At 64.4% G+C, this 24,962-nt stretch carries 19 protein-coding genes, 1 tRNA gene and 3 pseudogenes; 16 read left to right on the top strand and 7 right to left on the bottom strand.

All coding sequences use genetic code 11. From position 1 onward, the window contains the following. Positions 1–96 precede the first annotated feature (96 nt). On the bottom strand, positions 97–1,233 hold the full coding sequence (locus tag ACTGJ9_RS20460; protein WP_456672599.1) for a hypothetical protein: 1,137 nt from the start codon (positions 1,231–1,233) through the stop codon (positions 97–99). Positions 1,234–1,540: 307 nt separating this feature from the next. On the opposite strand from ACTGJ9_RS20460, the gene ACTGJ9_RS20455 reads away from it, so the two are divergent. Then, positions 1,541–1,786, top strand: a complete 246-nt coding sequence (locus ACTGJ9_RS20455; RefSeq protein WP_007602543.1) for a zinc-finger domain-containing protein — start codon at positions 1,541–1,543, stop codon at positions 1,784–1,786. Positions 1,787–1,805: 19 nt separating this feature from the next. Then, positions 1,806–3,008: an FAD-dependent monooxygenase gene (locus ACTGJ9_RS20450; protein ID WP_456672598.1), complete on the top strand. Its 1,203-nt coding sequence runs from the start codon at positions 1,806–1,808 to the stop codon at positions 3,006–3,008. A gap of 96 nt (positions 3,009–3,104) precedes the next feature. On the opposite strand, the gene ACTGJ9_RS20445 is transcribed toward ACTGJ9_RS20450, so the two are convergent. Then, positions 3,105–3,515 (bottom strand): twin-arginine translocation pathway signal, encoded by a 411-nt coding sequence (locus ACTGJ9_RS20445; protein ID WP_456672597.1) that lies wholly within the window; start codon positions 3,513–3,515, stop codon positions 3,105–3,107. A 172-nt stretch (positions 3,516–3,687) separates the two neighbouring features. Here ACTGJ9_RS20445 and ACTGJ9_RS20440 point away from each other — a divergent pair. The 4 genes from ACTGJ9_RS20440 (at position 3,688) to ACTGJ9_RS20425 (ending at position 6,714) form a co-directional block, all read left to right on the top strand. Continuing rightward, a tRNA-Leu gene (locus ACTGJ9_RS20440) sits at positions 3,688–3,776 on the top strand. 64 nt (positions 3,777–3,840) lie between these two features. Further along, complete coding sequence (locus ACTGJ9_RS20435; protein WP_456672596.1) at positions 3,841–4,242, top strand: hypothetical protein; 402 nt, start codon at positions 3,841–3,843, stop codon at positions 4,240–4,242. Between the two features lie 36 nt (positions 4,243–4,278). Beyond that, positions 4,279–5,073 (top strand): hypothetical protein, encoded by a 795-nt coding sequence (locus tag ACTGJ9_RS20430; RefSeq protein WP_456672595.1) that lies wholly within the window; start codon positions 4,279–4,281, stop codon positions 5,071–5,073. Positions 5,074–5,463: 390 nt separating this feature from the next. Beyond that, positions 5,464–6,714 (top strand): multidrug effflux MFS transporter, encoded by a 1,251-nt coding sequence (locus ACTGJ9_RS20425; RefSeq protein ID WP_456678581.1) that lies wholly within the window; start codon positions 5,464–5,466, stop codon positions 6,712–6,714. Between the two features lie 243 nt (positions 6,715–6,957). On the opposite strand, the gene ACTGJ9_RS20420 is transcribed toward ACTGJ9_RS20425, so the two are convergent. Then, positions 6,958–8,565 carry an ABC transporter substrate-binding protein gene (locus ACTGJ9_RS20420; protein WP_456672594.1) on the bottom strand — a complete coding sequence of 536 codons (1,608 nt, stop codon included), beginning with the start codon at positions 8,563–8,565 and terminating at the stop codon, positions 6,958–6,960. Positions 8,566–8,706: 141 nt separating this feature from the next. Continuing rightward, the gene (locus tag ACTGJ9_RS20415; RefSeq protein ID WP_456672593.1) at positions 8,707–10,317 is read right to left on the bottom strand and encodes an ABC transporter substrate-binding protein; all 1,611 of its coding nucleotides are present in this window, start codon (positions 10,315–10,317) and stop codon (positions 8,707–8,709) included. A 267-nt stretch (positions 10,318–10,584) separates the two neighbouring features. Here ACTGJ9_RS20415 and ACTGJ9_RS20410 point away from each other — a divergent pair. The 8 genes and pseudogenes from ACTGJ9_RS20410 (at position 10,585) to ACTGJ9_RS20375 (ending at position 21,243) form a co-directional block, all read left to right on the top strand. Then, a pseudogene (locus tag ACTGJ9_RS20410) lies at positions 10,585–11,716 on the top strand (M20/M25/M40 family metallo-hydrolase). Positions 11,717–12,164: 448 nt separating this feature from the next. Further along, positions 12,165–13,106, top strand: coding sequence for an ABC transporter permease (locus ACTGJ9_RS20405; protein ID WP_456672592.1), 942 nt, complete (start codon positions 12,165–12,167; stop codon positions 13,104–13,106). A gap of 18 nt (positions 13,107–13,124) precedes the next feature. Continuing rightward, positions 13,125–14,012: an ABC transporter permease gene (locus ACTGJ9_RS20400; RefSeq protein WP_456672591.1), complete on the top strand. Its 888-nt coding sequence runs from the start codon at positions 13,125–13,127 to the stop codon at positions 14,010–14,012. A gap of 159 nt (positions 14,013–14,171) precedes the next feature. After that, positions 14,172–15,821 (top strand): ABC transporter ATP-binding protein, encoded by a 1,650-nt coding sequence (locus ACTGJ9_RS20395; protein ID WP_456672590.1) that lies wholly within the window; start codon positions 14,172–14,174, stop codon positions 15,819–15,821. A 227-nt stretch (positions 15,822–16,048) separates the two neighbouring features. Continuing rightward, complete coding sequence (locus ACTGJ9_RS20390) at positions 16,049–17,554, top strand: M81 family metallopeptidase (protein ID WP_456672589.1); 1,506 nt, start codon at positions 16,049–16,051, stop codon at positions 17,552–17,554. Between the two features lie 27 nt (positions 17,555–17,581). After that, on the top strand, positions 17,582–18,745 hold the full coding sequence (locus ACTGJ9_RS20385; RefSeq protein ID WP_456672588.1) for a M20 aminoacylase family protein: 1,164 nt from the start codon (positions 17,582–17,584) through the stop codon (positions 18,743–18,745). Positions 18,746–18,747: 2 nt separating this feature from the next. Continuing rightward, positions 18,748–20,168: pseudogene (locus tag ACTGJ9_RS20380) on the top strand (amidase). Between the two features lie 184 nt (positions 20,169–20,352). Further along, positions 20,353–21,243: a crotonase/enoyl-CoA hydratase family protein gene (locus ACTGJ9_RS20375; protein WP_456672587.1), complete on the top strand. Its 891-nt coding sequence runs from the start codon at positions 20,353–20,355 to the stop codon at positions 21,241–21,243. 120 nt (positions 21,244–21,363) lie between these two features. Here the strand turns inward: ACTGJ9_RS20375 and ACTGJ9_RS20370 are convergent, their stop codons facing one another. Continuing rightward, positions 21,364–22,341 (bottom strand): NADPH:quinone oxidoreductase family protein, encoded by a 978-nt coding sequence (locus ACTGJ9_RS20370; RefSeq protein WP_456672586.1) that lies wholly within the window; start codon positions 22,339–22,341, stop codon positions 21,364–21,366. After that, positions 22,341–22,949 (bottom strand): DsbA family protein, encoded by a 609-nt coding sequence (locus tag ACTGJ9_RS20365; protein ID WP_456672585.1) that lies wholly within the window; start codon positions 22,947–22,949, stop codon positions 22,341–22,343. The genes ACTGJ9_RS20370 and ACTGJ9_RS20365 overlap by 1 nt, the downstream gene beginning before the upstream one ends. A 109-nt stretch (positions 22,950–23,058) precedes the next feature. On the opposite strand from ACTGJ9_RS20365, the pseudogene ACTGJ9_RS20360 reads away from it, so the two are divergent. Together ACTGJ9_RS20360 and ACTGJ9_RS20355 are read left to right on the top strand one after the other, a co-directional pair. Next, positions 23,059–24,079 (top strand): annotated as a pseudogene (locus ACTGJ9_RS20360) (methionine synthase). 17 nt (positions 24,080–24,096) lie between these two features. Then, positions 24,097–24,312, top strand: a complete 216-nt coding sequence (locus tag ACTGJ9_RS20355; protein WP_456672584.1) for a hypothetical protein — start codon at positions 24,097–24,099, stop codon at positions 24,310–24,312. On the opposite strand, the gene ACTGJ9_RS20350 is transcribed toward ACTGJ9_RS20355, so the two are convergent. Next, positions 24,309–24,926, bottom strand: a complete 618-nt coding sequence (locus ACTGJ9_RS20350) for a hypothetical protein (protein WP_456672583.1) — start codon at positions 24,924–24,926, stop codon at positions 24,309–24,311. The two genes, ACTGJ9_RS20355 and ACTGJ9_RS20350, sit on opposite strands and share 4 nt — an antisense overlap. Positions 24,927–24,962: the final 36 nt, after the last annotated feature.

Raw genomic sequence — 24,962 nt, 5'->3', positions numbered from 1 at the left:
AAGATTGATCTTAGAGCATGATCCGGAAAAGTGTGTAGCGGTTTTCCGGCAAGATCATGCTCAAACACTAACCTAAAGCGCGACGAAGATCGCGCTTTAGGCGGTGACGGCCGTGTTTGCCAGAGCGGCGCCGGCAGCCAGCTGCGCCCGGCGGAGGCGGCGGCGCCGCCTCCGATCGCACCAGGCTTGCGTCAGGCGCTCGGTGGTCGCCTTGATCGAGGACAACAGGCCGAACAGCGTCAAGGCCGCGCCGAGCAGCCACAGCGTGAGATCGAATGCGCCGCCGACGAGCAGCAGCGCTCCGCGGCCGAGCAGCTTCATGATCGCGCGTGTCTTGCCGCCTTGCGCTTCCGCAAGCCGCGCCGCGCGCGCGACATCCTTGGGCCCTTCGGCGATGCGCAGCGTGTCCATGGCGCCGCGCGCGCCGGTCTTCTCGGCCACGCGCGTGACGTCCTTGCCGAGCCGGACCAGCGCGCCGGCCTTCTCGACGCGGAACGCGGCCTTGATCGCGCTCACCGTCTCACCGGGCCGCAGCACCGAGCCGGACGCGACCGCATTCTGGAGCATCGGCGTGTCCACCACTTCGCGCGCCGACCGGCCGGCCCATGCGGCGAGACCTTCGCCGAGCCGCCCGACCTTGCGGGCGTCCTTCACCAGCGTCAGCCCGGCGCGCACCGGCGCGGCACCGCCGGCCGACACATAGGTCACGGCCGTCACCGCGAGGCCCGCGGTCGCAAGGCCGAGCACCAGGCGGTCGGTGTCCTCGCCCATGGCGAGATGCTTGCTTTCGCGGACGACGTCCCTGACGTCGCCGATCACGAAGAGATCGCCGGCCATCGTCCCGGACAGGCTCGCGACATCATCGGCATTGCCAGTGACGAGCCCGGTGGCAAAGCGCCTGGCGAAATGCGAGGTGGAATTTTCGGTTTTGACGGCATCGCTGACCCGGCTCAGGAGATCATCCGGCAGCGCGATGTTGCGGTCATGCGCGAGCGCGACAAAACTGTCGGCGAGATCGGCATCGCCCGCCGCAAGCGCGGCCTCGATATTGTCCTGAACCAGGCGCTCGTCATGCGCGAGAGCCGCATCAAGCTTGAGTTCGGACAGGGCAGCGGGATCGCCCCGGGCGGCGAGAATCGCGCCGGCCTCGCGGGCATGCGGCGCTACCTGCGCGAGCACAAAGCTGCATGCAGCGATCCCGGTCAACGCTGAGCTGATTCGCAGCCACTTCATGCTGAAAGCCTGGACGGTCCTGAGATCAGTTGCGCTTGATAGTTCGTCTTTTGCTGCAATTGTACGCGTCCACAGACATAGTATGCCAAAATTGCGACACAACGTCCCCGACGAAAGAAGGGCTTCTCTCAAGCCGCAAGATTGTGTCGAATTTGCATGAGCAAATGAGCATGGGGCAATTGCGGAGCTTTCGGTTCCGCTGGACTAGCAATCACCTGCACCCATCAGTATGGTCCGCGGCGCCTTAATGATGCCGCGTCAGTTCGTGATTGTGTCTGCCGCCATTGCCACTCCAGGATGAGTTACGATGTCCGACCATGTCGTCCCGCACTTCCACAACGATGCCGGTGTCCCCGTCATCGAGATCGGCTCGCAAGAGTTCATGTGCGTCGGCGCCAACCCTCCGTTCGATCATCCGCACGTCTTTCTGGACCTCGGCAATGACAACGAGATCATCTGCCCGTACTGCTCGACGTTGTATCGCTTCGCGGCCGACCTGAAGGCGGGTGAAGCCCGTCCGCCGGAATGCGTGCTGAAGGACAAGGTGGCCTGACCGCTCATCCCGGTCAGGGGTGGCCCTCCCGCGAACGATCGTCATCGCCGGTGCCGGAATCGGAGGACTAACGGCTGCGCTTGCGCTGGCCGCCCGCGGTTTTCGCATCGTCTTGCTGGAAAAGGCCGAGCGGCTCGAGGAGGTCGGCGCCGGCCTGCAACTCTCCCCCAATGCCAGCCGCGTGCTGGTCGAGCTCGGTCTGACGGAACGGCTGAAGCTGCGCGCTGTCGTCCCGGATGCGGTCTCGATCATGAGCGCGCGGGCCGGCGGCGAACTTTTGCGGATGCCGCTCGGCGAGGCCGCGGCCCAGCGCGCCGGCGCGCCCTATTGGGTGGTCCATCGCGCCGAGCTGCAATCCGCGCTCGCCGGCGCGGTTGCCGAGCATCCCGATATCGACCTGAAGTTGGGTGCGACATTCGAGGATGTCGCCCCCCATGCCAAAGGACTGACGGTCGTCCATCGCAGCGGAACCATCCGCCGCAGCGATCTCGCCAGCGCCCTGATCGGCGCCGACGGCATCTGGTCGACAGTCCGCCAGCATCTGTTTCCCGAGGTGCAGCCGCGCTTCTCCGGCTTGATCGCCTGGCGCGGCACGCTCGATGCCACGCAGCTGCCCAAGGAGTATACCGCACGGCGGGTGCAGCTCTGGATGGGCTCAAACGCCCATCTCGTCGCCTACCCGATCGCGGGCGGCCGCCAGCTCAACGTGGTCGCGGTGCTGCCGGGCACTTGGAACAGGCCGGGCTGGAGCACGCCCGGCGATTCCCTCGAGGTGATGGACGCGTTCGCCGCGCCGCGCTGGCCGCCGACGGCGCGGATGATGCTCGCCGCCGTCGACAATTGGCGCAAATGGGCCTTGTTCGGCGTTCCGGACGGATGCCCCTGGAGCGAGGGCCGGGTCGCGCTGCTCGGCGACGCCGTGCACGCGATGCTGCCGTTCGCAGCCCAGGGCGCCGGCATGGCGATCGAGGATGCGGCCGTGCTCGCCCGGCATCTGAACGTCGAAGCCGCCGAAGATGCAGCCGGCGTTGCGGCGGCTCTCAAGCAATACGGCCTGATACGTCAGGCCCGTGTCAGGAAGGTGCAGCGCACCGCGCGGCGGCAAGGCCGGATCTATCATCTCGGCGGCGCATTTGCGCTCGCGCGCGATCTCGCGATCCGTGCGCTCGGGCCGGACCGCATGCTGGCGCGGCAGGACTGGATCTACGGCTGGCGGCCTTAGAGGAAAAGTGCGCAGCGGTTTTCCCTCGCGACAAACGCGGAACGCGTTTGCGCGGAGATCATGCTCAAACAATAGCCTGAAGCATGATGACGCGCGTTAGCGTTTCGGAGCGGGCTTGATGTCCGGACGCTGCGGCACAGCGGTCGCCGGCGCCGCATTCGGCGGCGTTTCCCGGCACCTGTTGCTGCGCCAGCCGTCTTCGGCCAATTGCGCCGAGCCACGGACCGCCACGTAATCGTTGCGATAGGCGAGCTCGGACACAACCGCTCCGCCGGTCCCTGTCTCCGCCTTGTCCATCAATTTCTGCAATTGCTCGGTGCGGGCGGCGAGCGCCTTGCGCTCCGCTTCAAGCTGCTTGCAGTCATACAATTCGTATTTGGCGGGATCGGCAAAGGCCGGAGCAATCGTCTCGCTCATGCCGGCGCAGCCGGATAGCGCGAAGCCGGCCGCGACCAGCGCAGCAACCGCGCAACCAAGGCGCAGGGACGAGGAAAGCGAAGCAGGCATGGCCGGAAAATAGTCCCCGTGAATTGAGAATGCCTAAAGCAGGGCCAGATGTCCGGATTGAGGCTTTGCCTTGTGCCGCCGGCTCGCTTAAGGAAGAACCACCCGCCCAGCACGACAGGCGCCAATTCCAGACGGCTGGACGGGACTTAAGTGTTTGATCTCTTTGGATCAAGCGGGCATGGCGGAATTGGTAGACGCAAGGGACTTAAAATCCCTCGGTGCGCAAGCGCTGTGCCGGTTCGACCCCGGCTGCCCGCACCATTTGAGCTGACGGGGCTGACTGCGCCCACAGCAGGATCCAGAAGCAGATGAGCGCGACCGTGAGTTGGACGAAGCCGCCCTCGATCATGCTCCCCGTGATCGAGACCAGCGTCGGCACTGCGATGCCGATGATCAGCACGGCGGCCAGGGCTGCGGCCGGAAGATCGACGATGAGGATTGCGGCGTAGACCGCCAGTTCGAGGAAGGCATATTCCTTCAGGCGCGGGGCGCAGAGATAGAGGCCGTACATCACCAGCACCGCGATCCGCATCGCGGCCTGCGGATGATCGACCAGCCAGCGGTCGAGGCGCGCCGGCAACGAGCCCTCGCCGTTGCGGATCGCACGCAGCAGCGACCAAGCGAGTGGCGCGAGCACGAAAGTGCTCGCCGTCAACGGATAGATGACAAACACGATCGGCTTGCTGTCGGGAAGTCCGACGCGATCGACGACATTTTGCGCCAGTAGCAGCAGTGACGGATTGGTTCCATCGGTCTGGACCGAATGCTGGTCAGGGATCCCTCCGCTGATGGCGAGCAACCAGCTCTGGAACAGGTTGGGATAGAAGACGACCGAGATAAGGATCGGAAGCACGAAGCTGACGCCCGCCACCATGATCAAGACAAGTTTCTTCCGACGCGGCAGGGGCAGGAGATAGAGCGCAGCCAACACCGGGCAGAACACCAACTTGAACGACATGACAAGGCCGAGCAACGCGGCACCCGCGACACGAGGCGCGTCATTCCGATCGTGGCCTGCCTCGGGCTTCGCGGGGCGAAGCAGAAGGGCAAGTGCTGCGGCGGTCAGTCCGCCGCCGAGGATCGCGAAATTGCCCGAGGCCAGCACCCATTCGAAACCAACGAACGCGCCGAGCACGTAGAGGCTCCTCAGCACCACGTCACGCAAGTTGCGTGTCCGGCCGATCCCGGGCAGCACCAGGCCGCAGAGCACGGCGATGAGCAGAAAGACGCCGCGGTGATGGGCTACAAGAAAGCCATCCGCACACAGTGGACGAAAGACGTCCAGCGTCGCAGGCAGATAGGGATAAGAGAGCTTGGTGCCCTTCAGGTTTTTCACGTAGTACGGATCGAGCCCGTCGGCATGCGCATCGACGGCGGCGCAGTTGACGCGGATGTCCCAGCCGTAATTCAGACCGAGCGCGGTATCGTTGGCGAGATTACCGAGCACCAGCACCGCCACCAACGCGATCAGGCAGGCAAGCCAGGCATTGCGCTTGCCGGCCATCTCGGCCGACGGTCCCGACCATCGTGCTGCTCCGGTGATGTCGGACACGTCTGATACCTGCCTATTCCCCAAGTTCTCTCGCGCCTGATCCGGCGTCCGGTCAGGCCACATTGGACAGGATACGTTGCGGATTCATCTCCCCGACGGGCCGTCCCCGCTGTTATGGTGAATCCCCGGTTTCCAAATCGCGCCTGGAGCGCGATGAAATTAGGACGATCATCATCGGGCTCCTGGCTGTTGTTTCGGCATGATCTCCGCGTGAACGCGTTCCGCTTTTGTCGCGAGGGAAAACCGCTTTGCGGGTCGATTTCGATCTGCCCGAGCCGAGGGCGTCTTCACCATTTGTTGTCCGTCCCCGGCCCCGCCGGACAGCCATCCCAAAACATGGGTTGTGCGCTGCAGCATAGGCATTAGATATGCCCTTTGGAATCAGAGGTGAGCTGCTTGTCCGACGTCAATGCCGACGACTGGGTGTCCTCCGGACACCGTCCGATGGGGTTTCCCGAATTCGTTGTCGTGATCGCGTCCATCATGGCGCTGAATCCGCTCGCGATGGACATGATGCTGCCCGCGCTGCCCAATATCGGGGCGGCCTTCGGCATTCCCAATGCCAACCATCTCCAGCTCGTGCTATCGACCTTCCTGATCGGCTTCGGCGCGGGACAATTCGTCATGGGTCCGCTGTCGGACCGGTTCGGGCGCCACCCGGTGCTGCTCGGCGGCATGGCGGTGTATGCGGTGGCGAGCGTGCTGGCGGTCGCGGCGCCCTCGTTCGAGACGCTGCTGCTCGCCCGCGCACTGCAGGGCCTCGGCACCTCCGCGACGCGCGTGATCGCGACCTCGATCGTGCGCGACTGCTATGCCGGCCGCCGCATGGCGAGCGTGATGTCGCTTGCCATGATGATCTTCATCGCCGTACCCGTGATCGCGCCCTCGTTCGGACAGGCCGTGCTGCTGGTCACGCAATGGCGCGGCATTTTCGTCGTGCTGATGCTCTACGGCGTGCTCGCGCTCGCATGGAGCGTGTTGCGACTGCCCGAAACCCTTCCCGAGTCCGAACGCAGATCGCTCGCGCCCGTCGACGTGCTCTCGGCCTTTCGCCAGACCCTCACCAACCGCCAGACCATCGGCTATGCGACGGCCGCCGGTGCCGTCATGGGCGCGCTGTTCGCCTACGTGTTCTCGGCGCAGCAGGTATTCACCGGCATCTATCACCTCGGCCATTACTTTCCGCTCGCCTTCGCGGCGATCGCGGCCGGCACAGCCGTCGCCGGCTTCCTCAACGCAAAGCTGGTCGGGCGGCTCGGCATGCGCGTGATCTCGCACGGCGCGCTGACGCTCTACACCGCGGTGGCCGGCGTGATGCTGCTGACCGAGATCCTCGGCGTGCTGCCGCTTCCGCTGTTCATGGTGCTGTCGGCGCTGATGATGTTTTCGTTCGGCATGATGGTCGCCAATTTCACCGCGCTCGCGATGGAGCCGCAGGGCCATATCGCCGGCACGGCCTCCTCGCTCTACGGCTCGATCACGACGCTGATCGGGATCGCGGTCGGAACGGTGATCGGCCAGAGTTTTGACGGCACGCTGCTGCCGTTCTCGACCGGATTCTTCCTGTCGACGCTTGCAGCGCTCGCGATCGTTCTGGTGGTGGAGAAGGGACGGCTGTTCAAGCCGCATCATCGCCCCATCGTGTGAGGAACTTCGCAGACGCCTCGATGTTGTCCTGCAGCATTTTCGAGAGGCCGCCTCATGGAACTGGAACAGCAGGACGAGCGTCACGATCAGGACCCGCGGCGGACGGAAAAGTCGCCATCGCCTGTCGGACAAGCCGTCGTTAATCCACCCTTTGCGAGCGAAGGGCTCGAGCAGGTCCGCGACAGCCACTGCTGATGATGGGGACGAAGGGAAGGGTGCACCTTTCTCCTGTTCCCGCTCGCCTTACTCGGATTTGTCGATGTTCCAGAACACAGGGGTCGCCGGACCGTCGAGCACGCCGGAGAGCGACTTCCGCCATGCGCTCGGCGCCTGGTACTGGCCAAGCGGGACATATAGCACCTGGTCATAGGTCTCTTTCTGGATCTCGGTCGCGATCTTCTTCTGATCATCGAGCGAGGCCGCCCGAACGAACGCGTCCTTGAGCTGCTCGACCCTGGCGTCCTCCGCCCAGCCGAACCAGCCGCCCTTCCTGCCCTGCCCGCCGACAGCGACGTTGGAGATCGGATTGACCACGTCCGCGCTGACCCAGTTTGTGATGAACATGTTCCAGCCGCCCTCTTTCGGGGGCTTCTGGCTGGCGCGCCGGCTCACCACCGTATGCCAGTCGGTCGCCTGCAGATCGACCTTGAAACCTGCTTCGCGCAGTTGCTGGGCCACGACGATCGGCTGAGCCTTCAGCGTCAGCACGTCGCCCGGCGCCATGAGCACGATTGGCGTCCCGTCGTAACCGGACTCGGCGAGTGCCTTCCTGGCCGCAGCAATGTCGCCGCCCTTCGCGAGAGTCTCACCGCCGATCTCTGTCGCGAACGGCGTGTCGCAGATGAAGACTGCGGCGCAAGTCTTGTAGTATTTGGGATTGCCGATCAGCGCATCGAGCACGTCCTTCTGGTTGACCGCCATGAGGGCTGCGCGGCGGACCTTGACGTTATCGAATGGCGGATGGAGGAAGTTCATCCGCGCGCCGGTCTGGAAGCCGAACTTGTTCAGAATCTCGAGTTTGAGCTCCTTGTCGGCTTCGATGGTGGGCAACATTTCGAAGGCGGGATTCTCCATGAAATCGATGTCGCCCGACTGCAGCGCGTTCAACGCTGTCTGCGCGTCCGGCATCGTGATCCATTCGACGCGGTCTACTTTCACCACCTTGCCGCCGGCGGTCCAGCTCGCCGGCTCCTTGCGCGGCACGTAGTCGGTGTTCTTGACGTAGACCGACTTCACGCCTGGCTGGAATTCAGTCTGCACGAACTTGAAGGGCCCGGAGCCGATCTGCTCGGGGATCTGCTTCTCCGGCGGCGTCTCGGCGAGACGCTTCGGCATCATGAAGGCGACCCGCGAGGACGGCTTGCCGATCGATTCCAGCACGAGCGCGTACGGCTCCTTCAGCTTCAGCGTGATCGTCTTGGGGTCGGTCGCCTCGATGCTCGCGGTGAACAGCATCATTTGCTGCCCCATGCCATCGACAGCGGCCCAGCGCTTCAGGGACGCAACGCAATCTTCCGCGGTGACCGGCGTACAGTCATGCCACTTCAGCCCATCGCGCAGCGTGAAGGTGTAGGTCAGCTTGTCGTCGGAGATCTTCCAGTCCGCCATCTGCGGCTGAATCTTGAAATTCGCATCCGTCGCGATCAGCGCGTCGTACACCATGTAGCCATGATCACGCGCGATGTAGGCGCTGGTGAAGATCGGATCGAGGATGCGCAGATCCGAATGCATCACGGCGGTGATGGTCTTGCCTGCGGCAAGAACCGGCGAGGCTATCGCCGTAAGCGCCACGACCGACAGCGCGAGTGTGGAGGCGAACGCCCGACGCCCCCGGCGCATGAGCTGGACCATTGAAGTTCTCCTGACGAGTTCTGCCGACAAGTTCTCCTGACGAATTCTCCTGGCGAGCAGCGCCGCTGATGACAGCGGCGCCGCGTGACAGGTCGGGACAGAAGGCGCGCTGACGCGCCTTCGCCTGACTCGGAGTTGGCCTTACTCGGACTTGTCGATGTTCCAGAACACCGGGGTCGCCGGGCCGTCGAGCACGCCGGAGAGCGACTTCCGCCATGCGCTCGGCGCCAGATACTGGCCGAGCGGCACGTAGATCACCTGGTCATAAGCTTCCTTCTGGATCTCGGTCGCGATCTTCTTCTGATCGTCGAGCGAGGCAGCGCGGACGAAGTCGTCCTTGAGCTTCTCGATCTTGGCGTCTTCCGCCCAGCCGAACCAGCCGCCCTTCTTGCCCTGACCGCCGATCGAGAGATTGGAGATCGGGTTGGATACGTCGGCGCTGACCCAGTTGGTGAAGAACATGTTCCAGCCGCCCTCCTTCGGGGGCTTCTGGCTGGCGCGACGGCTCACCACCGTCTGCCAGTCGGTCGCTTGCGCGTCGACCTTGAAGCCGGCTTCGCGGAGCAGCTGCACCGCCACCGTCGGCTGCGCCTTCAGCGTCACGACGTCGCCGGGCACCATGACCACGACGGGCGTGCCGTCATAGCCGGACTCGGCGAGAGCCTTCTTGGCTTCGGCCATGCCGTTGCCCTTGACCAGCGTCTCGGAGCCGACGTCGGTTGCGAACGGGGTGTCGCAGATGAAGAATGCGCCGCAGATCTTGTAGTACTTCGGATTACCGACGAGCGCGTCGAGCACGTCCTTCTGGTTCATCGCCAGGAACGCCGCACGACGGATCTTCGGATTGTCGAAGGGCGGATAGAGGAAGTTCATGCGGCCGAGCGTCTGGTAGCCGAACTTGTTCAGCGTCTCGACCTTGAGGTCGGCATTGCCTTCAAGCACCGGCAGCAGATCCCACGGCGGCACTTCCATGAAGTCGATGTCGCCCGACTGCAGCGCGTTCACGGCGGTCTGCGAGTCCGGCATGGTGATCCACTCGACGCGGTCGACCTTCACCACCTTGCCGCCGGCGGTCCAGCTTGCCGGCTCCTTGCGCGGCACGTAGTCGGTGTTCTTGACGTAGACCGCCTTTACGCCGGGCTGGAATTCGCCCTGCACGAACTTGAACGGACCCGAGCCGATCTGCTCCGGAATCTGCTTGTCGGGCGGCGTCTCGGCGAGGCGCTTCGGCATCATGAAGGCCACGCGCGAAGAGGGTTTTCCAATGGAGTCCAGCACGAGGCCGTAGGGCTCCTTCAGCTTCAGCGTGATGGTCTTGGCGTCAGTCGCCTCGATGCTGGCCGTGAAGGTCATCATCTGCTGGCCCATGCCGTCGACGGCGGCCCAGCGCTTCAGCGAGGCGACGCAGTCTTCGGCAGTCACCGGCGCGCCGTCGTGCCACTTCAGACCGTCGCGCAGCGTGAAGGTGTAGGTGAGCTTGTCGTCGGAGATCTTCCAGTCTGCCATCTGCGGCTGGATCTTGAAGTTCGAATCCGTCGCGATCAGCGTGTCATAGACCATGTAGCCATGGTCACGCGTGATGTAGGCCGTGGTGAAGATCGGATCGATAATGCGCAGATCCGAATGCATCACCGCGGTGATCGTCTTGCCCGCCGCAAACACCGGCGAGGCCATCGCCGTCGCAAGCGCGACGACCGACAGCGCGAGTGTGGAGGCGAACGCGCGTCGCCCCCGGCGCATCAAGCTCAACATAAAAGTTTCTCCTGACGTGAAACTGTTCAAAGGCAGGTTATTGGTTGGGCATTCGGTTCGTTCCTTAGGCGAACTAACCTCATGCAATGCCTTTATCTTTTCGAGACTTGCAGACAGTGTTGAGCGCGTCAATCCGGTTTCGGCGCAGCCCATGACATCGCACGCGCGGGCTCCACAGGGATCGATTTGGCTCTACACTCTTTCCGCTTATCCTGCCCGCGCCGATGCAATGCGCATTCCATCTTTCGAAGCTTGAGAGACATCAAGATGAATCCAGCCAATCTTCCCTTCGATTCCGAGGCGATGCTCGAGGGCCTGCGTCCCTGGGTCGAATGCGAGAGCCCGACCTGGGACGCAGGCGCGGTCAACCGCATGCTCGATATCGCAGCGCGGGATATGGCGATTATGGGTGCGACGATCGAACGCATCGCTGGCCGTCAGGGCTTCGGCGGCGTCGTCCGCGCACGCTTCCCGCATCCGAAGCAAGGCGAGCCGGGCATCCTGATCGCCGGGCACATGGATACCGTCCACCCGGTCGGCACCATCGAGAAGCTGAAATGGCGGCGCGAGGGCAACAAGTGCTACGGCCCGGGCATCTACGACATGAAGGGCGGCAACTATCTCTCGCTGGAAGCGATCCGGCAGCTGGCGCGTGCGTCCTTCACCACGCCGCTGCCGATCACCATCCTGTTCACGCCGGACGAGGAAGTCGGCACGCCCTCGACGCGCGACATCATCGAGGCGGAAGCTGCGCGCAACAAATATGTGCTGGTGCCCGAGCCCGGCCGCGCCGACAATGGCGTCACCACCGGACGTTACGCCATCGCTCGATTCAATCTTGAAGCGACGGGACGGCCGAGCCACGCCGGCGCGACATTGTCGGCGGGCCGCTCCGCGATCCGCGAGATGGCGCGGCAGATTCTCGCGATCGACGCGATGACGACGGAGGACTGCACCTTCTCGGTCGGCGTCGTGCATGGCGGCCAGTGGGTCAATTGCGTTGCAACGACCGCGATCGGCGAAGCGCTCTCCATGGCCAAGCGCCAAGCCGATCTCGACCGGGGCGTCGAGCGGATGCTGGCATTGTCGGGCACCGCGAACGACGTCACCTTCAAGGTGACGCGTGGCGTGACGCGGCCGGTGTGGGAGCCCGATGCCGGCACCATGGCGCTGTATGAAAAAGGCGCGCGGCATCGCCAATTCTCTCGGCGCGGAATTACCGCACGCGAGTTCCGGCGGAGGCTCCGACGGCAACTTTACGGGTGCGATGGGAATTCCGACGCTCGATGGTCTCGGCGTGCGCGGCGGCAACGGCCACACGCTCGAGGAGTTCATCGAGGTCGAGAGCCTCGTCGAACGCGGGCGCCTGATGGCGGGATTACTGGCAACGCTTGAGTGACAGCGCAGCCGTCATTCCGGGATGGTCCGGAGCACCAGACCTGCAATATTGAGATTCTCAGGCGCGCAATTGCGCACCGGAGTCCGATGCGGACGCATCGCCGCGGAATGACGAATGTTCGCACTGCACAATGCGTTGGCAGACGCGGTTGAAATTTAGCCTTATCGGGGGGCGAGACGTCTCACGTTGTTCCGTGGCGGCTCCGGCCGATGATGTCCAACATGATGCCGGTGGTGCGCGGGGCTCGATGTCCGACGTGTTCTTCAACACAGGCCGCAAGTCGATTGGGGGCGGCCCCTTGCGACTGCCCTGCCCTTGGCACACAATTTGCCCCAAGGGGACGTTCTCCGGCCGGCTTTTCCGGCGCAATGACAAGCGCACATGCTAGACACGACAGAATCCACCGGCGCCCCCGGGCGTCGCAAGTTCCGCAGCCGGAGATAGGTGCATGCTAGGTTATCTCATTCGCCGCGTTCTGGCTGCGGTGCCCGTGATGGGCGTCGTCGCGCTGTTCGTGTTCCTGCTGCTGCGGCTGACGCCCGGCGACCCGGCCGCGATCCTCGCCGGCGACAATGCAACGCCGGAGCGGCTGGAGCGCATTCGCGCCTCGCTCGGCCTCAACGAGCCGCTGATCGTGCAGTTCATCACCTGGGTTGGCAAGCTCTTGCACGGCGATCTCGGGACGTCGCTGATCTCCAACCTGCCGGTCATGAAGATGATCGGTCAGCGCGTCGAGCCGTCGATCTCGATCGCGCTGTCGACCATCATCCTCGCCGTCATCGTCGCCGTGCCGTTGGGGGTGATCGCGGCCTGGAAGCACGGCACCTGGATCGACCGTTTCGTGATGGGCCTCTCCGTGCTCGGCTTCTCGGTGCCGGTGTTCGTGGTCGGCTATGTCCTGATCGAAGTCTTTGCGATCGACCTGCGCTGGGTGCCGGTGCAGGGCTTCAAGAGCATCTCGGCCGGCTTCGGCCAGTTCTTCGAGCGCATCATCCTGCCGACCTGCGCTCTTTCCTTCATCTATGTCGCGCTGATTGCGCGCATGACGCGCGCGGCGATGCTCGATGTGCTCGGCGAAGATTACGTGAGAACGGCACGCGCCAAGGGCATCAACGAGGTCGCGGTGATGATGCGGCACGCCTTGCGCAACGCCGCCGTGCCCGTGATCACCGTGATCGGCACCGGCTTTGCGCTCCTGATCTCCGGCGTCGTCGTCACCGAGAGCGTGTTCAACATCCCCGGCATCGGCCGCCTCACCGTCGATGCGGTGCTGGCGCGGGACTATCCGGTGATCCAGGCGATGATCCTGCTGACCTCGCTGATCTATGTCGTCGTCAATCTCCTGATCGACGTCGCCTACACGCTGCTCGATCCCCGGATCAGGTACTGAGGCAAGGACAACAACAAAATGTCAGTCGATACCCTTCCCCAGTCGTCCATTCCGATCACGGCGCCGTTGCGGCCGCGTTTCGGCTTCCTCACCTCGACACCGATCATCGCCACGGCAACGGTGTTGCTCACCCTGATCGTGCTGATCTCGGTCCTGGCGCCGCTGATCGCGCCGCATGATCCGGTCCAGCTGGCGCCATCGCTGCGGCTCAAGCCCTCCTCGGCGCAGTTCCTGCTCGGCACCGACGCCTACGGCCGCGACCTGTTGTCGCGCGTCATCTATGGCGGCCGCATCTCGCTCCTGATCGGCATCGGCTCGGCCATCCTCTCGATCGTCATTGGCCTTGCGATCGGTCTTGTCTCCGGCTTCTTCAAGCTGATCGATTCCGTCCTGATGCGCGTTATGGACGGCCTGATGGCGATGCCGAGCATTTTGCTCGCCATCGCTGTAGTCTCGCTGTCCGGCGCCAGCATCTCGACCGTGCTGATCGCGATCACCATTCCCGAGATCCCGCGCGTGGCGCGCCTGGTGCGCTCGGTAGTGCTGTCGGCACGCGAAGAACCCTATGTCGAAGCGGCGATCTCGGTCGGCTCGTCGCTGCCAAAAATCATGTGGCGGCATCTGATGCCGAACACAATCGCGCCGCTGATCGTCCAGGGCACCTATGTCTGCGCCTCCGCGATCCTCACCGAGGCCATTCTCTCCTTCCTTGGCGCCGGCATCTCGCCGGAGACGCCGACCTGGGGCAACATCATGGCCGAGGGCCGCCAGTATTTTCAGCTCAAGCCGACGCTGATCTTCTGGCCGGGTCTTTTGCTCTCGATCGCCATCCTCAGCATCAATCTGATCGGCGATGCCGCCCGCGACGCACTCGATCCCCGCATGAAGCAGCGGGAAGGCAAATGATCCGTCTTGCCGGCCCCGCCCCTTGTTCCGTCATTGCGAGCGAAGCGAAGCAATCCAGTCTGCCTCCGCGGAAAGATTTCTGGATTGCTTCGTCGCTTCAGCGCAAAATTGCTTTGCAGTTTTGTCGCGGGCTCCTCGCGATGACGATGGAGTGACCTGATGACCAACCCCATCCTCGACATCAACAGCCTCGTCGTCTCCGTCGGCAAGAAGCCGGGCGGGCAGAAAATCATCGACGGCATCTCGATCCAGGTGCACAAGGGCGAGACGCTGTGCCTCGTCGGCGAAAGTGGCTCGGGCAAGTCGGTGACTTCGCTCACCACGATGGGCCTGCTGCCGAAGGGCACGCTGGTTCCGACCAGCGGCAGCGTGAGGCTGGTCGGCGAGGAGATCCTCAGTGCGACCGACCGTCGTTTGCGGCAGTTGCGCGCGACGCAGATGGCGATGATCTTCCAGGAGCCGATGACCGCGCTCAACCCGGTGGTGCCGGTCGGCCGCCAGATCGACGAGGTCCTGCGCGCCCACACCGATCTCGACGCCAGGGCGCGCAAGCAGCGCATTCTCGACATGATGGAGCAGGTGCGCCTGCCCCAGGTCGAGCGCATCTTCGCCTCCTACCCGCACCGCCTCTCCGGCGGCCAGCGGCAGCGCATCATGATCGCGATGGCGCTGGTGCTGGAGCCAAAGCTGCTGATCGCCGACGAGCCGACCACCGCGCTCGACGTCACCACGCAGAAGCAGATCTTGACATTGATCCGCGACCTCCAGCGCGATCACGGCACCGCCGTGCTGTTCATCACCCACGACATGGGCGTGGTCGCCGAGATCGCGGACCGCGTCGCGGTGATGCGGCAGGGTCGCCTGGTCGAGACCGGCACGCTCGATTCCATCCTGCGCAATCCGGCAATGGAGTACACCCGCAACTTGCTCTCTGCGGTGCCGAGCCTGGTGCCGCGCGCGGCGCGGCCCGAGACCAAAGAGCCGGTGGTGCTGGAAGCCAACGACCTCAACAAGGTCTACAAGGAGCGCGCGTTCTTCGGCAAAGGCCGCGAGGTCGTCGCGGCCGACAAGGTCACGCTGACGCTGCGCAAGGGCCGGACGCTCGGCATCGTCGGCGAAAGCGGCTCGGGCAAGTCGACGGTGGCGCGCTGCATCGTCCGCCTGATCGATCCGACCTCCGGCGGCGTCCGCCTCGCCGGGCGCGAGATCTCCGACATTTCGCGCCGCCTGCTGCAGCCGCACCGGCAGAAGATTCAGATCGTATTCCAGGATCCCTACCGCTCGCTCAACCCGCGCGTCACCGTCGGCGAAAGCATCGCGGAAGGCCCGATCAATTACGGCGTGTCGCACGCCAATGCCATGAAGCGCGCCCGCGAGCTGCTCGAGCTGGTCGGCCTGCCGGCCGACGCGGTGTCGCGCTATCCGCACCAGTTCTCCGGCGGCCAGCGCCAGCGTATCGCCATCGCGCGCGCGCTCGCTCTCGATCCCGATGTGCTGGTCGCGGACGAAGCCGTCTCCGCGCTAGACGTCTCCGTGCAGGCGCAGGTGCTGGAACTCCTCGACGAGATCCAGAAGCGGCTCGGCATCGCCATCCTGTTCATCACCCACGATCTGCGCGTCGCCGCGCAAATCTGCGACGAGGTCGTGGTGATGCAGCACGGCCGCGTCGTCGAACAGGGCCCGGCCGGCGAGGTGCTGACGCATCCGCAGGAGGCCTACACGAGAGCCTTGCTCGAAGCAGCGCCCGGCCGCGGCTGGGACTTTGCGAACTTCCGTCCGGTGTCGGAGGGCGTGGCGGCCACGATGTAGCTGTCATTCCGGGGCATCGCGAAGCGATGAGCCCGGAATCCATCCAACCGCGCAGTTTGCCGCAAAATGGATTCCGGGCTCGCGCCAAATGGCGCGGCCCGGAATGACGGCGGAGCAGCATGCCCAAAAACGATCTGATCCTATGCGCGACCGCATGGGCTCCTCGCTTGCTCTCGCCGCAGCGCCATGGCTAATTTCGCGCACCTTCAATCGCTGGACTTGATTTGATGACACGTATCGCCGTCGGCGGCTTCCTGCACGAGACCAATACCTTCGCGCCGACGAAGGCGACGTACGCGGATTTCCAGCATGGCGGCGGCTGGCCGGCGATGACTGAGGGTGCCGACGTGCTGAAGGTGATGCGGCGCATCAATGTCGGCCTTGCCGGCTTCGTCGACAGCGCCGAAGCCAATGGCTGGGAGCTCGTTCCGACGATCGCCTGCGGTGCGAGCCCGTCGGCGCACGTCACCAAGGACGCATTCGAGCGCATCGTGAAGGTGATGGTCGACGGCATCGCGGCCGCCGGCCCGATCGACGCGGTCTATCTCGACCTGCATGGCGCGATGGTCACCGAGCATCTCGATGACGGCGAAGGCGAGATTCTGGCGCGCGTGCGCCGCGTCATCGGGAAGGATATTCCGCTGGTCGCGAGCCTCGACCTCCACGCCAACGTCACCCCCGAGATGATGGAACATGCGGATGCGCTGATTGCCTACCGCACATACCCGCATGTCGACATGGCCGAGACCGGCCGCGCCTCTGCAAGGCACCTCGCCTTGCTGCTGAAGACGAAGCAGCGTTTCGCAAAGTCGTTCCGCCAGTTGCCGTTCCTGATCGCGATCAGCTGGCAATGCACCAATGATTATCCGACCAAGGGCATCTACGAGAAGCTTGCCGCGCTCGAAAGCGATGCGGTTCCGACGCTGTCCTTCGCGCCGGGCTTCCCCGCGGCCGATTTCCGCGATTGCGGGCCGAGCGTATTCGCCTATGGCAAGACGCAGGCCGATGCCGACCGCGCGGCGGATGCGATCGTCAAGCTGATCGAGAGCCACGAGGACGATTTCGACGGCAAGATCTGGTCGCCCGATGATGGCGTCCGCCACGCCATGGAACTTGCGAAGAGCGCGAGCAAGCCCATCATCATCGCCGACACCCAGGACAATCCCGGCGCCGGCGGCGATTCCGATACGACCGGCATGCTGCGCGCGCTGGTGCGCAACAAGGCGAGCGCCGCGACCGGCGCGATCTACGATCCCCAATCGGCCAAGGCCGCACATGAAGCCGGCGTCGGCGCCACCGTCACGCTCGCGCTCGGCGGCAAGTCCGGCATTCCCGGCGACGAGCCGTACACCGAGACCTTTGTCGTCGAAAAGCTGTCGGACGGCCGCTTCATCGCGCCCGGTCCCTATTATGGCGGCCGCGAGATGGAGATGGGCCCGTCGGCGGCCTTGCGCATCGGCGACGTCCGAATCGTCGTCTCCTCGCACAAGGCGCAGCTCGCCGATCAGGCGATGTACCGCTATGTCGGCATCGAGCCGACGGCAGAGAAGATTCTGGTCAACAAGAGCTCGGTGCATTTCCGCGCCGATTTCGAACCGATCGCGGAGAAGCTGATGATCTGCGCCGCGCCAGGCGCGATGCCGGCCGATACCGCCTCGCTGCCCTGGACGCGCCTGCGGCCGGGCATCCGCATCAAGCCGAACGGCCCGGCTTTCACGCCCAAATCTCGCTAATCAAGTCACGCCAACCGGACAGGACACATGCCCACCATTGACCGCATCGACGGCTACGCCGACGAACTCACCGCCATCCGCCGCGACATCCACGCTCATCCCGAGATCGGCTTCGAGGAGGTCCGCACCTCCGGCATCGTCGCCGACAAGCTGAAGAGCTGGGGCATCGAGGTGCATCGCGGCCTCGGCGGCACCGGCGTGATCGGAATCATCAAGGGCAAGGGTTCGAGCGGCAAGCGCATCGGTCTGCGCGCCGACATGGACGCGCTGCCGATGGAGGAGAACACCAATCTGAAATGGAGCTCGAAAATCCCCGGCCGCTTCCACGGCTGCGGGCATGACGGCCATACCACCATGCTGCTCGGCACCGCGCGCTACCTCGCGGAAACGAAGAACTTCGACGGCACCGTGCACCTGATCTTCCAGCCGGCCGAGGAAGGCCTCGGCGGCGCGCGGGCGATGATCAAGGATGGCCTGTTCGAGAAATTCCCCTGCGACGAGCTCTACGGTCTGCACAACGCGCCCGACCTTGAACTGGGTGAGATCGCAATCCTGCCCGGCCCGGCGATGGCGGGCGCCGACTTCTTCGACCTCCGCATCACTGGCTATGGCGCGCATGGCGCGATGCCCGAGCGCTCCAAGGACGCGGTGATCATCGCGACCACGCTGGCACAGGCGATCCAGACGGTCGTCAGCCGCAACGTCGAGCCGCTCCAGGCCGCCGTGGTGTCCATCACCCAGATCCATGCCGGCTCCGCCTACAATGTCATTCCCGGCGAAGCCCATCTCTGCGGCACCATCCGCACCTTCTCGGATGAAGTCCGCGCCCTGATCAGCCAGCGCATCCGCACGATCTGCGCCGGCATCGCGAGCGCCTATCAGTGCGCGATCGATGTCGATATCCGCGACACCTTTGGTGTGCTGGTCAACCAGGTCGAGCAGTCCAAGGTGGTCGAGGACGTCGCGCGCACCATCGTCGATCCCGCCAAGGTGATCACCCGCAGCCAACCGAAGATGGGCAGCGAAGACTTTGCCGACATGCTGCAAACCATTCCCGGCGCCTATTTCTGGGTCGGGCATGAGGGCTCCGTGCCCGTGCACAATCCCGGCTTCGTGCTCGACGACAAGATCCTGCCGATCGGCGCCAGCATGTTCGCCCGGATCATCGAAACGCGCATGCCGGTAGCTTAACGATGCACAAGAAGGGCGTCGAAGAGGCGGTCACCTCGCTGCACGATCTCTCCGCGGTCGATCTGATCGCGGGCTATCGCGCCAAACAGTTCTCGCCGAGCGAGGTGCTGGAGGACGTGCTCGCGCATGTCGCCGTGTGGGAGCCGCACCTGAAGGCGCTCTATGCATTCGATCCCGACAGCGCGCGCGAGGTGGCAGCTGCCTCGACCGCGCGCTGGTCCGGCGGCGAGCCCTCCGGAGCGCTCGACGGCGTGCCCGTGACGGTCAAGGACAACATCGCGACCAAGGGCGTGCCGGTGCCGCTGGGGGCGGCCAGCGTCAAGCTGGTCCCGGCCGAGAAGGACGCCCCGCCCGCCGCACGCCTGCGTGAGGCCGGCGCAATCATCTTCGCGAAAACCACCATGCCCGATTACGGCATGCTGTCCTCGGGGCTCTCCTCCTTCCATGCACTCGCGCGCAATCCCTGGGACCTCTCAAGAATCCCGGCGGCTCCAGTGCCGGTGCGGGTGCGGCAGCCGCAGCTGGCTATGGCCCGCTGCATCTCGGCACCGATATCGGCGGCTCGGTGCGCCTGCCCGCAGGCTGGTGCGGCCTCGTCGGCCTGAAGCCGAGCTTTGGCCGCGTGCCGATCGATCCCACCTATGTCGGCCGCGTCGCCGGTCCCATGACCCGTACGGTCGACGATTGCGCGCTGATGATGAGCGTGATCGCAAAGCCCGACCGGCGCGACGGCATGAGCTTGCCCGCCGAGCCACTCAACTGGAAGGGACTCGAAAAGTCCCCGCGCAAGCTGCGGATCGGCCTGATGCTCGACGCCGGCGTCGGCCTGCCGGCGGAAAAGCCGGTGCGCGAGGTTGCGGTGAAGGCCGCAAAGGCATTCGAATCCGCAGGTGCCGTCGTCACCGAGGTCGACGGCATCCTGACCCGCGACATGCTCGACGGCCTCGACAATTTCTGGCGCGCGCGGATGTGGGACGATCTGTCCAAACTGACGGCGGCCGAACAGGCAAAGGTGCTGCCGTATATTTTCAAATGGGGCGAGTCCGGCGCAAAACTGACAGGCGTCGACGTGATCCGCGGCTTCAACCAGACCATGGCGATTCGTGCAGCGGCCTCAAAGCTGTTCTGCGAGCTCGACTACGTGATCTCGCCGACCGCGCCCAACGTGAACTATGCGGCGGAGTGGGCTTCGCCCACCAACGATCCCATGAGGCCATTCGAGCACATCTGCTATACCGTGCCGTGGAATATGTCGGAGAACCCGGCGGTCTCCATCAATGGCGGCTTCGACGCCAAGGGTTTTCCCATCGGCGTGCAGATCATCGGGCGCCGCTTCGACGATACCGGCGTGCTCGGCATGGCAAAGGCGTTTGAAGCCCTGCGCGGTCCGCAGAAGCCCTGGCCCAAGCCACCGGCGAAGTAAAAACACGCTCTCGTCATTCCGGACTTGCGCCTTCTTGGCGCAAGTCCGGAATCCATTGATCCGCACAAGTAGTGTGGAGAAATGGATTCTCAGGTGCGCAATTGCGCACCGTAGCTCGTGCTTCGCGCGCTCCGGAATGACGTGCTAGAGATAACGACAAAGAAACCAGGCAAGGAAACCACCCATGGCGTATGAGACGATCAAATATGAGGTCGCCGAGCAGATCCTCATCATTACGCTGAACCGGCCCGACAAGCTCAACGCCTTCAACGCGCAGATGCAGGCCGAACTGATCGACGCATTCGACGCCGCCGACAAGGACGACAACGTCCGCGCCATCATCGTCACCGGCGCCGGCCCCGGCTTTTGCGCGGGCGCCGATCTGTCCTCCGGCGCCGATACGTTCGATCGCGACGCGCGGCGCGGGCCGGTGAAGCGTTTTGCCGACGGCAAGGTCGATTACAGCGATCCGCAGGTGCGCGACGGCGGTGGCCAGGTGACCTTGCGCATCTTCAAGTGCCTGAAGCCCGTGGTCGCCGCGGTGAACGGTCCTGCCGTCGGCATCGGCGTCACCATGCAGCTTGCGATGGACATCCGCATCGCCTCGGACGCCGCGCGCTTCGGCTTCGTGTTCTCGCAGCGTGGCATCGTGCCGGAGGCGGCCTCGAGCTGGTTCCTGCCGCGCATCGTCGGCATCTCGCAGGCGCTGGAATGGTGCTACTCGGGCCGCGTCTTCCCGGCGCAGGAAGCGCTGGCGGGCCGCCTCGTCAGCAAGGTCGTCGCCCCCGATGATCTCCTGCCGACCGCCCGCGCACTCGCCAAGGAATTCGCAGCGAAGACCGCGCCGGTGTCGGTAGCTCTGATCCGCCAGATGATGTGGCGCATGATGGGCGCCGACGATCCCATGGAAGCGCACAAGGTCGACAGCCGCGGCATCTACGCCCGCGGCCGCTCCGATGATGTCAAGGAAGGCGTGGTGTCGTTCCTAGAGAAGCGGCCGGCGCAGTTCAAGAACAAGGTGTCCAGCGATATGCCGGACTATTTCCCATGGTGGACGGAGCGGGAGTACAAGTGACGTTTTCGTGGGGTGGGCAAAGCGAAGCGTGCCCACCATTTCGATTTCACTCTCAGATAGAGGGTGGGTACGGCGCAAGAGCGCCTTTGCCCATCCTACGGCACCGTCACCACGGCACCTTCACTCCATCACCAGCGCCACCCGCCCGATCGCCTTGCGGTCGAGCAACAACCGCATCGCCTTGGCGAAGTCTTTCAGCGGCAGGCGGTGCGAGATGTTCGGGCGCAGCTTGCCCTCCTCCGCCCATTGCAGCAGCGCCTTCAGGCGCACTTCGCCCAGCGCGGGATTTTTCCGCACCGCTTCACCCGCGCGCACGCCGAGCACGCTCGCGCCCTTGATCAGCAAGAGATTGGTCTTGGCCGAGCCGATTCCGCCAGTGAAACCGATCACCAGCAGCCTTGCGCCCCAGGCGATGCACCGCATTGAGTTCTCGAACACCTCGCCGCCGACGGGATCGAACACCACGTCGGCACCCCGGCCGTCGGTGATGCGCTTGACCGCGTCGCGAAACGGCTCGCGGTCGTAACGTACGAGATGATCGGCGCCGCGCGATTTCGCAATCGCCAGCTTCTCATCGCTGGACGCCGTCGCGATCACCGTCGCGCCCAGCATCTTGCCGATTTCGACGGCGGCTAGTCCCACGCCGCCACCTGCGCCATGCACCAGCAGCACCTCACCCGGCTCGATCCGGCCGCGATCGATCAGTGCGTGATAGGCGGTGCCGTGGCCGGCGAGATAGGTCGCGCCCTCGGCGTAATCAAAGTTCGAGGGCATCGGCGTGAGCTGCGACGGCATCACCACGGCTTCGTCGGTGAAAGCACCGTGGCGCATCTTGACGATGACCTTGTCGCCGACAGCGACACCCGTCGCCTCTGCGCCTAGTTCGGTCACGTCGCCAGCCGCCTCCATGCCGGGCGTGAACGGCAGCTCCGGTTTGAGCTGATACTCGCCGGCGGACATCAGCACGTCGGGAAAATTCAGCCCGGCGGCGCGGATCGCGACCCGAACCTCACCCGATTTCAGGGGCCGCGACGGAAACTCTTCCAACCGCAGCGTTTCGGGCGCGCCGAGCGCGCGGCAGACGACAGCCCGCACCATCAGGCCGCGCTCGCCTTGCTACGCAGCAGCGCCTCGCGGATCAGCGGCAGGCGATCATTGCCAAAATACATGTCGGTCTTGTCAAGGAATATCGTCGGCGAGCCGAACCCGCCGCGGGCGACGACCTCTTCCGTGTTGGCTTTGAGTTGGTCCTTGATCGCTTGCTCCGAGATGCCAACGAAGAATTTTTGCTCGTCGATGCCGACGTTCTTGCAGATCTCGGCCAGCACCGCGTCCTGCGAGATGTCCTTGTCGCCGCCCCAATAGGTCTCGAACAATGCGGTTGCGAACGGAACCATCTCCTTGCCCAACCAGAGGCAGCCGCGCATCGCCTTGACGCTGTTCACCGGGAACACCGCCGGCGGCATCTTGATCGCAAGGCCCGCCGAGCGCGCCCAGTCCTGAAGATCCTTCTTCATGTAGCGCGCCTTCAGCGGCACCGGTGTCTCCCGCTGCGCGTAGACGCTTGGATTAACCGTGTTGAAGATGCCGCCGACCAGGATCGGCCGCCAGACGATCTCGGCGCCGAACTGCTTCGCCAGAGGCTGGATATTGTGAAAAGCGAGATAGGTCCAAGGGCTGGAACAGTCGAAGAAGAATTCGATCATGGCGTTTCCCTGTCGGCATTGCCGGCCAAAATGAGGACTTTTGTTGTTCTGTACCTCAACGCTAAGACATGGCAGGAAGGTGCGCAACACAACCCGCCGGGAGGGACCCATGCTGTTTTCAACCACGATCGCCGGCTCCTTGCCGAAACCGGAATGGCTCGCCGAGCCCAACATGCTCTGGGCGCCCTGGAAGTCGCAAGGTGACGAGCTTGCACGCGCCAAACGCGACGCGACGATGCTTGCGGTCAAGGTCCAGGAGGACGCCGGGATCGACATCGTTACCGAGGGCGAACAGGCCCGGCAGCATTTCGTGCACGGTTTTCTTGAGAAGATCGAGGGCATCGACTTCGCCCACAAGGTCGAGATGGGCATCCGGAAAGATCGCTACAAGGCGATGGTGCCGCAAGTGGTCGCGCCGCTGCGATTGAAGGGTCGCGTCCATGCCGACGAGGCGCGCGTGGCGCGCACGCACACGGAAGAAACTGAAATTCACCCTGCCCGGCCCGATGACCATCATCGACACTATCGCCGACCGCTACTATGGCGATCGCGTCAAGATGGCCTTTGCCTTCGCCGAGCTTTTGAACGAGGAAGCCAAGGCGTTGCAGGCCGACGGTGTCGATCTCGTGCAGTTCGACGAGCCGGCCTTCAACGTCTACATGGACGAGGTCAACGACTGGGGCATCAAGGCACTCGAGCGCGCCGCGCAGGGGCTCACCTGCGCCACCGCCGTGCACATCTGCTACGGTTACGGCATCAAGGCCAATACCGATTGGAAGGAGACGCTCGGCGCGCAGTGGCGGCAGTATGAACAGATTTTTCCAGCGATCAATGCGAGCCCGATCCAGCAGGTCGCGATCGAGTGCCGCAATTCCAAGGTACCGCTCGATCTGCTCGCACTGCTGAAAAACAAGATCGTGCAGGCCGGTGTGATCGATGTCGCCAGCGATACGGTCGAGACCGCGGAGGACGTCGTCGAGGTGATCGACGCGGTGTCGAAATTCGTGCCCAAGAGCAACATCATCGCCACCACCAATTGCGGCATGGCGCCGATGCGGCGGGACATCGCCGAAGCCAAGCTGATGGCACTCGGCGCCGGCGCCGCGCTGGCGCGCGAGAAGCTGGGGTAACGGCCGTGATCCGACCTGTGCTCGTCGCCGCCATTCTGGCAGCGCTTGCGCCGACGGCGCGCGCGGAGGACCGCTCGGTGCTGCTGAAGTGCAAGGCGATGGTGCAACGCGCATCCACAGATGCGAACGCCACAAACGAGGCTGAACTCACGCGCTGCCGCCAGGTGATCCGCGAATGGGTTTTGCGGGATGCGCGGACAACGGTGGATGAAGAGGGTAAGCCGCTGCACTAAGGCAACGCGGTCGGATGCAGCACGGGGCGATAGCCGGCATTCAGCGTGCGCAGCGTCGATGGCGGCGTCAGCAGCGTGGCTTGGTCCGGCTGCTGCTCCACCGCAACATAACCGGCTGCCGACCACAGCAGAGCCCTGCCCTGCGTGACCAGAAAGCTCTCCGCGCCCTGCTGCAGCATCGCGCCGTCGGGGAGTTGCTCGAGCGGCACCAGCAGCGCGTGCAGCCGCTTCTTGCCGTGATCGAGCCGCTCGTGGTGCAGCACCATGTCAATGTCGTGCATGCGGACGTCGTGCACGTGGTTGGCTTTCTCCCACGCCGCGCGGAAGCGATTGGCGTCGTCGCGGCGGCAGTAGAAGCAGGGGCGATGGCCGGCGGCGAGCGCGGTGGCTTCATCGAGAAAGAACAGCTCGGTCCAGCTCCGTTGCGCCATCACCTCGCGGCGGCGGCCGCGGAATTCGCAGGTGCAGGTGAGCCAGGCCGGCGACGACCAGCGCTTCCTGAGAAGCGTCTTGGTCGCGGGATCATGGATGATGCCGCGATTGCCAGTGAACAGGCCGCGATGCGGGGTGGCGATGATGTCGCCGGTCGGCGTGACCCGGTTTTGCAGGGGCATGATCGGTCCACCCGTCATTGCAAGCGAAGCGAAGCA

It is taken from the genome of Bradyrhizobium sp. RDM12 (assembly GCF_051917485.1).
Taxonomy (GTDB): Bacteria; Pseudomonadota; Alphaproteobacteria; order Rhizobiales; family Xanthobacteraceae; genus Bradyrhizobium.
The sequence above is the reverse complement of the archived record's forward strand: the minus strand, read 5'-3'. Positions and strand labels throughout refer to the sequence as shown.

Excerpts from the sequence above, each read along its gene's own strand:
- ACTGJ9_RS20415 (WP_456672593.1), bottom strand. The coding sequence starts at position 10,317 with ATGTTGAGCTTGATGCGCCGGGGGCGACGCGCGTTCGCCTCCACACTC.
- ACTGJ9_RS20350 (WP_456672583.1), bottom strand. The coding sequence starts at position 24,926 with ATGCCCCTGCAAAACCGGGTCACGCCGACCGGCGACATCATCGCCACC.
- ACTGJ9_RS20430 (WP_456672595.1), top strand. The coding sequence starts at position 4,279 with ATGCTGGTCAGGGATCCCTCCGCTGATGGCGAGCAACCAGCTCTGGAA.
- ACTGJ9_RS20390 (WP_456672589.1), top strand. The coding sequence starts at position 16,049 with ATGACACGTATCGCCGTCGGCGGCTTCCTGCACGAGACCAATACCTTC.
- ACTGJ9_RS20375 (WP_456672587.1), top strand. The coding sequence starts at position 20,353 with ATGGCGTATGAGACGATCAAATATGAGGTCGCCGAGCAGATCCTCATC.
- ACTGJ9_RS20420 (WP_456672594.1), bottom strand. The coding sequence starts at position 8,565 with ATGGTCCAGCTCATGCGCCGGGGGCGTCGGGCGTTCGCCTCCACACTC.
- ACTGJ9_RS20395 (WP_456672590.1), top strand. The coding sequence starts at position 14,172 with ATGACCAACCCCATCCTCGACATCAACAGCCTCGTCGTCTCCGTCGGC.
- ACTGJ9_RS20455 (WP_007602543.1), top strand. The coding sequence starts at position 1,541 with ATGTCCGACCATGTCGTCCCGCACTTCCACAACGATGCCGGTGTCCCC.
- ACTGJ9_RS20405 (WP_456672592.1), top strand. The coding sequence starts at position 12,165 with ATGCTAGGTTATCTCATTCGCCGCGTTCTGGCTGCGGTGCCCGTGATG.
- ACTGJ9_RS20400 (WP_456672591.1), top strand. The coding sequence starts at position 13,125 with ATGTCAGTCGATACCCTTCCCCAGTCGTCCATTCCGATCACGGCGCCG.
- ACTGJ9_RS20370 (WP_456672586.1), bottom strand. The coding sequence starts at position 22,341 with ATGGTGCGGGCTGTCGTCTGCCGCGCGCTCGGCGCGCCCGAAACGCTG.
- ACTGJ9_RS20365 (WP_456672585.1), bottom strand. The coding sequence starts at position 22,949 with ATGATCGAATTCTTCTTCGACTGTTCCAGCCCTTGGACCTATCTCGCT.
- ACTGJ9_RS20460 (WP_456672599.1), bottom strand. The coding sequence starts at position 1,233 with ATGAAGTGGCTGCGAATCAGCTCAGCGTTGACCGGGATCGCTGCATGC.
- ACTGJ9_RS20385 (WP_456672588.1), top strand. The coding sequence starts at position 17,582 with ATGCCCACCATTGACCGCATCGACGGCTACGCCGACGAACTCACCGCC.
- ACTGJ9_RS20445 (WP_456672597.1), bottom strand. The coding sequence starts at position 3,515 with ATGCCTGCTTCGCTTTCCTCGTCCCTGCGCCTTGGTTGCGCGGTTGCT.